Here is a 1512-nt window from a genome sequence, read left to right on the forward strand (position 1 = left end):
CCGATGGCGCCGGCAATCAGGCCGCCGATGGTGGCGCCGCCGGTCGCGCCGAGCACGGCGCCGCAAAAGGCGCCGATGATGACGCGGGCGCCGAACTGCTGCGGCACCTTGCGGCTCGGCGTCGACGGCAACTGGTCGGTGATCAGCTCGGCGACCCCCAGGATGGTGGAGATGCCGACGGCGATCCAGTGCCCCATGAAACTCGCCCAGCTGCCGGCGACCGGCAGCCAACCGAGCCAGGCGCCCCAGGCGGTGACGGCAAGTGCCGTTCCGGCGCGGAGCCCGGCAACGACCCCGATCAGCAATGCAAGCAGATAAAGCATGATTGACCCCCTCGATGTCAGGACCTCGCAGCGCGAGCAAGCTAGCATAGGCCGGACATTTGGCCAGCAGGCTTTCGCCCAGCAAAGGATTGTGCTTTGGCAGTAATTCGATGGAGACGCGGCCATGACGACAAGTGAGCGCATGAAGATGGCGGCGGGCGAGTGGTACACTTGCGTCGATCAGGAACTGGAAGCGCTGCGCGTTGCCGCGCGCGATGCGGTGTTCGAGCACAACGGCCTGCCGCCCCGGCAGCGCGGCGACATCGGCCCGGCCTTACGGTCATTGTTGGGAAACGCGGGCGAGGGGGCGCGCATCGAGGGGCAGTTCCACTGCGCCTACGGGTTCAACCTCTTTCTCGGAGATGGTGTCTTCCTCAATGCCGGCTGCACGGTCCTCGATACGGCGCCGGTGCGCATCGGCAAGCGAACGCTGCTTGGGCCCAATGTGCAGATCTACTGCGCCGAGCATCACCGGGAGGCTGCAGGAAGGCAGGCGGGCCTGGAGATCGCCAAACCGGTGACGATCGGCGCCGATGCCTGGATCGGCGGCAGCGCCATCATCCTCGGCGGCGTCAACATCGGCGAGGGCGCGATCGTCGGCGCAGGCGCCGTGGTTACCCGCGACGTCGCAGCGAACACCACGGTGGTCGGCAATCCGGCGCGTCCGGTCAGGCAGCGTTGAGCGGCTTGCCGGTTCGGGTCAAAACATTGCGGCGTGTGTCGGCCTTTTGGCACCGGCACTCCTGGAGAACTCGCGCCGATATTGCATCGGCGAGGTCTTGAGCCGCGCGGAAAAATGCTGGCGCAGCGAGGTGGCGCTGCCGAAGCCGGCTTCGAAGGCCACCGTATCCATCGATTTCTCCGTCGCCTCCAGCAGCCTCTGCGCGAGCGCGATCCGCTGGTCGGCCAGCCAGTCGCCGAAGCTGGTGCCGATCGACTTCTGGAAGCGGCGCGTGAAGGTGCGGCGGGTGAGGCCGGCCGCCTCGGCGACGCTGTCGAGGCTGTGCGCCTCGCCGAGCGTCGCCCGCACCTTGTCGAGGGCCTGCGCGAACCGGTCGGCGGTCGGGGTCGGCGCCAGCGGGCGCTCGATGAATTGCGCCTGACCGCCTTGCCGGTGTGGTGACAGCACGACATGCCGGGCAAGCCGCAACGCCACTTCCGCGCCGTAGCGGGCGCGCACGATATGCAG

3 protein-coding genes are annotated in these 1512 nt (G+C 68.0%); 1 reads left to right on the plus strand and 2 read right to left on the minus strand.

The window, feature by feature from the left end; translation table 11 throughout:
* Positions 1–323: DUF4126 domain-containing protein (locus EN780_RS33945; RefSeq protein WP_128276434.1), on the minus strand; the 323-nt coding region annotated here is incomplete at its 3' end.
* 124 nt (positions 324–447) lie between these two features.
* Here EN780_RS33945 and EN780_RS33950 point away from each other — a divergent pair.
* Entirely contained in the window at positions 448–1005 is a 558-nt protein-coding gene (locus tag EN780_RS33950) for a sugar O-acetyltransferase (protein ID WP_127285348.1), read from the plus strand.
* Positions 1006–1023: 18 nt separating this feature from the next.
* Here the strand turns inward: EN780_RS33950 and EN780_RS33955 are convergent.
* A partial coding sequence (locus EN780_RS33955) for a helix-turn-helix domain-containing protein (protein WP_128276435.1) occupies positions 1024–1512 on the minus strand: 489 nt, incomplete at its 5' end.

It is taken from the genome of Mesorhizobium sp. M4B.F.Ca.ET.089.01.1.1, from assembly GCF_004022605.1.
GTDB lineage: Bacteria > Pseudomonadota > Alphaproteobacteria > Rhizobiales > Rhizobiaceae > Mesorhizobium > Mesorhizobium abyssinicae.